General features: G+C 50.7%; 8 protein-coding genes. 7 read left to right on the plus strand and 1 reads right to left on the minus strand.

All coding sequences use genetic code 11. The annotated features are described in order from the left end of the window. The first annotated feature begins 65 nt into the window (after positions 1 to 65). From Q0274_RS03495 to Q0274_RS03525, 7 genes are all read left to right on the plus strand, one after another. Positions 66 to 1304 carry a M20 family metallo-hydrolase gene (locus tag Q0274_RS03495; RefSeq protein WP_298027704.1) on the plus strand — a complete coding sequence of 413 codons (1239 nt, stop codon included), beginning with the start codon at positions 66 to 68 and terminating at the stop codon, positions 1302 to 1304. A 10-nt stretch (positions 1305 to 1314) separates the two neighbouring features. After that, positions 1315 to 2631, plus strand: coding sequence for an amidohydrolase (locus Q0274_RS03500; RefSeq protein ID WP_298027706.1), 1317 nt, complete (start codon positions 1315 to 1317; stop codon positions 2629 to 2631). A 10-nt stretch (positions 2632 to 2641) separates the two neighbouring features. After that, positions 2642 to 3340, plus strand: a complete 699-nt coding sequence (gene pepE, locus Q0274_RS03505; protein WP_298027708.1) for a dipeptidase PepE — start codon at positions 2642 to 2644, stop codon at positions 3338 to 3340. A gap of 11 nt (positions 3341 to 3351) precedes the next feature. Then, entirely contained in the window at positions 3352 to 4722 is a 1371-nt protein-coding gene (gene dcuC, locus Q0274_RS03510; RefSeq protein ID WP_298027710.1) for a C4-dicarboxylate transporter DcuC, read from the plus strand. A 12-nt stretch (positions 4723 to 4734) separates the two neighbouring features. Further along, complete coding sequence (gene pepT, locus Q0274_RS03515) at positions 4735 to 5967, plus strand: peptidase T (protein ID WP_298027712.1); 1233 nt, start codon at positions 4735 to 4737, stop codon at positions 5965 to 5967. Between the two features lie 536 nt (positions 5968 to 6503). Then, positions 6504 to 6767: a hypothetical protein gene (locus Q0274_RS03520; RefSeq protein WP_298027713.1), complete on the plus strand. Its 264-nt coding sequence runs from the start codon at positions 6504 to 6506 to the stop codon at positions 6765 to 6767. A 53-nt stretch (positions 6768 to 6820) separates the two neighbouring features. Then, the gene (locus tag Q0274_RS03525) at positions 6821 to 7135 is read left to right on the plus strand and encodes a hypothetical protein (RefSeq protein WP_298027715.1); all 315 of its coding nucleotides are present in this window, start codon (positions 6821 to 6823) and stop codon (positions 7133 to 7135) included. A 387-nt stretch (positions 7136 to 7522) separates the two neighbouring features. Here the strand turns inward: Q0274_RS03525 and Q0274_RS03530 are convergent, their stop codons facing one another. Then, positions 7523 to 8209: a SapC family protein gene (locus Q0274_RS03530; protein ID WP_298027717.1), complete on the minus strand. Its 687-nt coding sequence runs from the start codon at positions 8207 to 8209 to the stop codon at positions 7523 to 7525. Between the last annotated feature and the right edge of the window lie 87 nt (positions 8210 to 8296).

Below are 8296 nucleotides of genomic sequence, written 5' to 3' on the forward strand. Positions count from 1 at the left end.
GCTTTGTTATATAAATTTAATATTAAAATGCCGTATTCATAAATTTTTTAAGAAAAGGGGAATTTATGGACATAAACATACAGCGCTTTAAAAGCGAGTTTGAGCAGATAAGCCGCTTTGGGGCTTTAGCGGGCGGTGGGCTTACGCGGCTTGCGTTTTCGCGCGAGGACAAAGAGGCGCGCGACTTCCTCATATCGCTATTTCAAAAAGAAAATTTCAAGATCAAAATCGACGATACGGGCAATATTTTCGCTAAATTTATGGACGTTAAAAATCCCGATCTACCGTCCGTCAGCGCGGACTCGCATATCGATAGCGTGCCGCAGGGCGGCTTTTACGACGGCACGTTGGGCGTCATGGCGGCTTTGGAGGCGATCCGCGCAGTGCGAGATAGCGGCGAAAAGCTTGCGCGACCGCTAGAGCTAATCGTCTTTGTTTGCGAGGAATCAAGCCGCTTTAAAATGGCGACCGTAGGCAGCAAGATAATTAGCGGCAAGCTATCGCGGCAGCGGCTGGGCGAGCTAAAGGATAAAGACGGAATTTCGCTATTTGATGCTATGGAAGGTTTCGGGCTAAATCCCGCAAATTTAAAAAGCTGCATCCTACCCAAATCCAGCTTTCATAGCTATATCGAGCTTCATATCGAGCAGGGGCCGGTATTGCAGCGACGCGGCATCCCCGTAGGCGTCGTCACGGGTATCGCTGCGCCCGTGCGATACGAGCTGCGGATCGAGGGTAGAGCCGATCACAGCGGCGCTACGCCGATGGATATGCGACGTGATGCCCTAGCTTGCGCTAGCGAGATCGTTTTAAGCGCGGAGAAGATCGCCAAGGCGGGCAAAACCACGGTTGCGACGACGGGCTATGCAAATGCGCTACCCGGCGTGCTAAACGTAATCCCAGGCTCCTGCACGCTAGGTCTTGATATACGCGATATAGACGAGGAAGCGCTTAGGGCGGCGGACGATAAAATTTGCGCGGCGATAGGTGAAATTTGCGCTCGCCGAGGGTGCAAATTTGAACTAAAAAATCTCATCAAGGATCGCCCCGTAAAGCTAAGCGAGGAGATGATAGATCTGCTTGAAAGCTGTGCCGGCGAGCTTAAAATTCCAAGCCTAAGACTTCCTAGCGGTGCGGGACACGACGCGATGAATATGACGGAGCTTGCGGATCGCGTGGGGATGCTTTTCGTACCGTGCAAGGACGGCATCAGCCACAACGTAAATGAAAGCATAAACTGGCACGACGCGTTTGCCGCTACGAAGGTTTTAGCCGCGGCGATGTTAAGCTTAGCCAAAAAATAAAGGAGAGAATATGGATGCTATCGCACAAAAAGTAGAGGCGCTAAAAAGCGAGATGATCGGGGATCGCAGGTTTTTCCACTCGCATCCCGAGACGGGCTGGTTTACCTTTTTTACGACCGCGGTTATCGCAGATCGAATGCAGCGCTTGGGCTATGAGATAAAGCTCGGTCGCGAGGTTGTAAAGGCTGAGGCGAGGCAGGGCGTAGGTAGCAAGGATGCCTGCGAGAAGGCGAAGCAGCGCGCCGAAGGGCTGCTAAACGCAGATCAGATAAAATTTCTTGATGCGATGGAGGATGGACTAACGGGTCTCGTGGCCGAAATAGACACGGGGCGCGCGGGCAAGACGGTCGCTTTTAGATTTGACATAGACGGCGTGGACGTGACCGAGAGCATGGACGCGGATCACCGCCCTTTTAAGGAGGGCTTTCGCTCCGATATTAGCGGCATCACGCACGCGTGCGGGCACGATGGGCATATCACGATGGGACTTGCTCTGGCAAAGCTCATCTCGCAGAGCCTAGACGATTTTAGCGGTAAATTTAGATTTATCTTTCAAACCGCGGAGGAGGGCACCAGAGGCGCCGTAGGTATGGAAGCTGCGGGCGTCACCAAGGGCGTGGATTATCTGCTTGGCGGTCATATCGGCTTTCAGGCAAACACCATGAGAGGCATCATCTGCGGTACCAAAAAGCTGCTTGCGACCACTAAATTTGACGTAAATTTAAAGGGTAAGTCCGCTCACGCAGCGGGCGCGCCGCAAAACGGAGCCAATGCTCTGCTCGCCGCAGCCGAGATGGCGCTTGATATGCACGGCATCACTAGACACGCAGACGGCGTCACGCGTATCAACGTAGGCGTGCTGCGCGCGGGCGAAGGGCGCAACGTCATCGCGCCTAACGGCTATCTCGCGTGCGAGACGCGCGGCGAGAGCACGGAACTGAATGAGTTTATGAAGGCCAAATGCATGGACATAGTGGAGGGCGTTTCTAAAATTTACGGCGTCAGCTACGACGTGCAGGTTACGGGCGGTACCGTAGGCGGCGATAGCGACGAGGCTACCACGCAGCTTTACGAAGATGCGGCGAAGGCATCGCCGTTTATCGACGATGATAAGATCGTAAGAGAGCTAAATTTCGGTGCATGCGAGGACTTCGCGCATTTTATGCGCTCGGTGCAAGATGCGGGCGGCAAAAGCGGATATCTGATGATCGGCACGACGCTTGCGGCGGGGCATCACAACGCCAAATTCGACTTCGACGAGGATTCGTTGCTTGCGGGGGTGGACGTGTATCTGCGCTGCGCGTATAAGCTAAACGGCAAAGTTTAAAGGAGATGAGATGAAAAGAGCACTACTTCTAAGCGCTTCCAGTTACAAAGACAGCGGCTATCTGAACCACTGCAAGGGGTGGATCAAAGAATTTTTAGGAGATCTTTGGGAGGATGAAATTTTATTCATTCCGTTTGCGGGCGTTAGGCGCACAAGCGATCAATATGAGCAGAAGGTCGCGGACTGCTTGAAGAGTAATAATATCAGATCGATCCATCGATTCGGTAATATGAAAGCCGCCGTTAAAAATGCCAAATCGATCTGCATCGGCGGCGGCAATACCTTCGTGCTGCTAAATGAGCTTTATAAATTTGATCTCTTAGGCGCGATCAAAGACGCTGTAGATAGCGGTACGCTGTATTTCGGCTGGTCTGCTGGCGCAAACGTAGCGGGCAAGACGATGATGACTACCAATGATATGCCGATCGTCTTTCCGCCCTCGCCGGTAGCTCTGGGGATCTTTCCGTATCAGATCAATCCGCACTTCATAAGCGGTAAAATTTCAAACCACAACGGCGAGAGTAGGGAGGAGCGGCTGGAGGAGTTTTTGATCGTCAATCAAAACGACAGCGTCTATGCTATGCCCGAGGGTAGCGCGTTTTTGATAAACGGAAACGAGTGCGAGGTGATGGGGCACGCGGACGTGCTGAAATTTGAGTACAAAAAAGAGATCTCGCGCATCGCCGTGGGAAGTAAATTTAAAATTTAAAAGGAGTTATTGTGCAGACGTTTAGGCTATTTTTGGCGCTTGCGGGTATCGTCGCAGTCGTCGCTTTGCTAATCATGAAAAAGGATACCAAAACCGTGCTTATCGGCGTGGGTTTGGTGCTGTGCGTGCTTTGTCTAAAGCCCCTGGACGGGCTGGGCGCCTTTACCTCGTATATGACTAAGGCGGGGCTCATTAAGGCAATCTGCGCCAGCATGGGTTTTGCCTTCGTGATGAAATTTACCGGCTGCGACCGCGCGCTCGTAAATTTACTCACCAGGCCCCTCGGCAATATCGGATTTTTATTGATCCCGCTCGTCGTGGCACTTACGTATTTTATCAATATCGCGATCCCCTCCGCTGCGGGCTGCTCGGCTGCGGTCGGCGCTACGCTGATCCCCGTGATGATGGCTGCAGGCGTTAAACCGGAAATGGCGGGAGCTGCGGTATTTGCGGGCACTTTCGGCGGCGTTTTGAGTCCGGGTTCGGCGCACAACGTATTCGTAGCCGATATGGTAAAGGCGCACAATCCCTCCTATACGGTTCAAGACGTTATCGGGGTGCAGTTTTCCAGCGCGATTACCGCTTTGATCGTAGTTTTGATCGTAATTAGCATAACGGCGATAGTTTGCAAAGACTACACCAAGGGGGTGAATTATCTAGCGCAAAGAGAAAATTCCGCAGGTGCAGACGGCGCAAGCTCTGCCACAGCAAGTCCCGCTGCATCTGCCGCCGGTTCAAATTTAGATGCACAGCCTCAGAAGCTAAACGTCTTGCACGCGCTTATGCCGCTAGTGCCTTTGGTGATCTTAATCATCGGCGGTACGTCCAAGCTCAACACGATCTCCTTTCTTAAATGGACCAAGATGGGCGTTGCCGAGGCGATGCTACTGGGCGCTATCGTCACCATCGTCATTACTATGACCAACCCTCAAAAGATCACGAAGGAATTTTTCAAGGGCATGGGTAGCGCGTATGCCGATATTATGGGTATCATCATCGCAGCGGGCGTCTTCGTCGCGGGTCTTAGCGCGTGCGGAGCGATCGATTTCGTAATTGAGTGGCTGAAGGGCGAGCAGGGCTACGTAAAATTCGGCGGAACCTTTGTGCCGTTTTTTATGGGCGTCGTGACTGGCTCGGGAGATGCGGCGTCGATGGCGTTTAACACCGCCGTGACCGTGCACGCCGACGCGTTAGGTTTTGAGCAAGATAAGCTCGGTATGGCGGTTGCGATAAGCGGCGCGCTAGGCAGGAGCGCATCGCCGATTGCGGGCGCTTGCATCGTTTGCGCGGGACTTGCGATGGTAAGCCCTATTCAGATAGCTAAAAGAACGGCTCTAGGTATGTTTCTATCCGTCTGCATCATCGCATTTTTCATTCTGTAAAAGGAGCTTAATATGGATATCGTGCAGAGGTTTTTAAACTACACCAAGATCAACACCACCACAAATAGAGCCGCGGGTGCTGCGGGCATAATGCCCTCAAATCCCAAAGAGCTTGAGCTCGCAGGCCTCATAAAAGGCGAGCTGGAAGCGCTAGGCATAAAAAATATCAGCCTTAGCGAAAAGTCGATTTTAATCGCTAAAATTCCCTCAAATTTAGACGCGCCCGCTGCAAGCATAGCGTTTTTCGCCCATCTTGATACCAGCGCCGAGCAGACGAATGATACCAAAGCTCAGATCGTAAGATACGAAGGCGGCGATATCTGCCTGAATAAAGAGCTAGATATCTATCTTAAAGAGAGCGAAAATGAGGAGCTGCAGGATTATAAAGGAGACGAGATTATCGTAACGGACGGCACCAGCTTGCTAGGCGCCGACGATAAGGCGGCGATCGCCGCGATCGTAAATGCGCTGGAATTTTTCGTCCAAAATCCGCAGATCAAGCACGGCGAGATAATCGCTTGCTTCGTGCCGGACGAGGAGCAGGGCTTGCGGGGCGCAAAGACGCTGGATGTAAGCGAGATAGGCGCGGACTTCGGCTACTGCCTTGATTGCTGCGGTATCGGTGAGTTTATCTACGAGAATTGGAACGCGGGCGATTGCGTCGTTACCTTCAAAGGACAGTCGGCTCATCCGATGAACGCCAAGGGCAAGCTCGTAAATTCTTTGCTTTTGGCGCATAAGTTTATCTCGCTGCTGCCCGCGGGCGAGGCGCCCGAATACACCGAGGGTAGGGAGGGCTATTTTTGGGTCAAGGAGTTTAGCGGCAATAGCGCAAAGACCGTACTAAAGATCGACGTGAGGGAATTTGACGAGAAAAGATACGAGCAGCGCATGGAATTTTTGCAAAAAACTGCGAACGGGCTTCGCGCGATCTGGGGCGATCGGATCGAAATTTCGCTAAACGACCGCTATAAAAACGTCTATAACTTTTTGAAAAACGACGATGCGCCGGCGATTCGCTTTGCGAAACAGGCTTTTAAAAGCCTAAATATCGAGCCCAAGATCAAGCCTATGCGAGGCGGCTACGACGGCGCCGTCATCTCCGCAAAGGGGTTGCCGTGCCCGAACCTCTTTACCGGCGGGCATAATTTCCACTCGATCTACGAGTATCTGCCCGTAGGCTCTTTAAAGGCAGCGAGCGAGGTGGTTAAGCAGATCATAACGCTAGCGGCGGCGCAAGCTTAGCTAGGGCACTTTCTACTCCGCGCACAGATTTTAATTTAGCTCGTTTATTCCGCCGCGAAATTTTACCCTGCATAGCGTAATTTTTGGTCCCGTGGCAACGGATGATTCGGGCTACGACTATGACTCAGCTTTTGCGCGGTACCATTGTAGTGAGGAGGTAGTGGCATTTCTGCTCGCGCTTTACGATGGCGACGCGTGCGTGGGTGCGGCGGATCGAAACAACTTCGAGTTTAGCTTACAAGCTACGTGATTTGACTACGCGGGAGAACGCTAATTTTTACGCTTTTAGCGCATCGCGATGAAACGGCAGCTTCTAGACTGCGTATAGTCTTATAAAATTTAAGCTGATTTGATGTACATTTCGCGCCGAACGTGGCTTTGAAATTTAACGCGTGAGCTATGTATTTGACTTGCGATGCGAGCTCAAGCGCGCAATTTTCGGGCTCGACTTGCAAACTAGACGAAATTTTTGACACGGTAAAAGTAAAATTTAACCACACAACGCGTTAAAATTTAAAGAAATTTAAGGAGTGAAAATGGGAAAATCCGCCTTGGTGCTGGGCGCTACGGGCGTCGTAGGCAGGGAACTGGTGCGCGAGCTTTGCGAGAGTCCCGGTTACGATGAGGTAGAGGCGTGGATGCGCCGCGAGATAGGCTTTTGCCGTCCTAAGCTCCGCGCGCAGATCATTGATTTTGAGAGCATTTCGGATATCGCGCCACATAAATTTGACGAAATTTTTACGCCGAGTATGACGATGAAGAGATGGATTCGCGCGAGGCATTTTTGCGCGTGGATGTAGACTACATCTAAGTGGTGGCAAAGTGGGACAAAGCAGCGGGCGTACGGCGCTTTGTGCTCGTATCAGCTCCGGGTGCGAGCGAAGGTTCGCTAAGCTTTTATCTGCGCGCTAAAGGGCAGATCGAGCGGCGCGTGAGCGAGCTCGGCTTTGACAGCCTTCAGATCGTCCGTCCGCCGATAATCTTGGGCGAGAGACCTGATGCTCGCCCGCTAGAGCGGCTTGCGGCGGCGGTTTTTAAACTGCTGCCCGCCTGCGTGTTCGGCAAATTTAGACCGCTTAGCGGCGCAAGTATCGCCCGCGCGATGATAAATGCGGCTAGCAGCGACGCGCGCGGCGTGCAAATCTACGAGCCGCGGGAATTTCTATAAATCGCGAGTAAAATTTCAGCGCGAGAGCAGGATTAAATTTAAAACTAAAGTTTTAGGCAGTGTGGATAAAATTTTATAAATTGATCTGCTTAAATTAAATTTTAAATTTAATAGAATTTTATAGTAAAATTTCTCGCTTGAAATTTTAAGCGTGGAATCTTGCGTACTGTGTTGTTGCAAAATTTTTGTTATAAAACCCTATGCTAAAATTTTAGGACTAAATTTGCGACGTATTTAGTTTAGCCGCGAATAAAGCTTTCTAGGACTTCAAGCTCGCATGCGGTTATGGCAACTTCAAGCCCCGAAACGATCGTAAGTTTTGTAAGTTTTATAAATCCGCGATATTAAATCCTAAAAATTATGAGCTACTTAGGAGGCGAAAACGGTCTATTTTTTCGCTTCTTTCCGTGCGATCGGCGGATCGAGCTGCATGATCTTATCGCCTAAGCGCTGAAAATTTGCAAGGCTTTTTAGGTGGAAATACGCTAGCTCCAGATATCCGCGGCGCGCAAAATCCGCAAGCTTTTTATCGCTTAACTTCAAAAGCTTTTCGCGATTTACGACCGAAAAGCCGTTCAGCAGAGATGATTCCTTGCCGCTAGAGTTGATACCGAGCTCTTTGGCTTCTAAAATCCCCGCCTTTTGAAATTCCGCCGCCGCAACGCGCGTGCGCATATCTAAATCGGCGTAATTTTTCATCACCTCTTTTAAATTTTGTAAAAACGACGTCGGCTTACCGTCTTTAAAAAGCGCCTCGCCGTCGCCTTTGATCTGCTGCGCGTCCTTATCGAAGCAGATCGCCGTCTGCTCGCCGATCTGAGCTAGGAAAAACGGATAATTCTGCACCGAAGAAGGCACCGTTCCTTTATAATCCTTATCAATTAGGACGTTTTTGGTGCGCCCTAGCAGCGCCACCATTTTGGGCTCTTTTTCGATGGTAAATACGATAACGAGGTTGTCCGCGCAAAACGGGATCTCTGGCGCGATCACCGGTACGAAAGGCGCGGTGGGAAATGCGTCTGCGTGATATTTCAAATCCGCGTGTTTAACGCTATCTAATACGACTGGGGTCATGTTGGTCCTTTAAAAAATTTTAGCAATTATATAAAAAAGAATATTAAAATTCTAAAGGGTTTTAAAATTTCAGCTGTTTTTACTTGT

The organism is uncultured Campylobacter sp. (genome assembly GCF_937973075.1).
GTDB lineage: Bacteria > Campylobacterota > Campylobacteria > Campylobacterales > Campylobacteraceae > Campylobacter_B.

Bases quoted from the DNA above. Each gene is read 5' to 3' on its own strand.
- Q0274_RS03530 (WP_298027717.1), bottom strand. From the start codon at position 8,209: ATGACCCCAGTCGTATTAGATAGCGTTAAACACGCGGATTTGAAATAT.
- Q0274_RS03520 (WP_298027713.1), top strand. From the start codon at position 6,504: ATGGGAAAATCCGCCTTGGTGCTGGGCGCTACGGGCGTCGTAGGCAGG.
- Q0274_RS03495 (WP_298027704.1), top strand. From the start codon at position 66: ATGGACATAAACATACAGCGCTTTAAAAGCGAGTTTGAGCAGATAAGC.
- pepT (WP_298027712.1), top strand. From the start codon at position 4,735: ATGGATATCGTGCAGAGGTTTTTAAACTACACCAAGATCAACACCACC.
- pepE (WP_298027708.1), top strand. From the start codon at position 2,642: ATGAAAAGAGCACTACTTCTAAGCGCTTCCAGTTACAAAGACAGCGGC.
- Q0274_RS03500 (WP_298027706.1), top strand. From the start codon at position 1,315: ATGGATGCTATCGCACAAAAAGTAGAGGCGCTAAAAAGCGAGATGATC.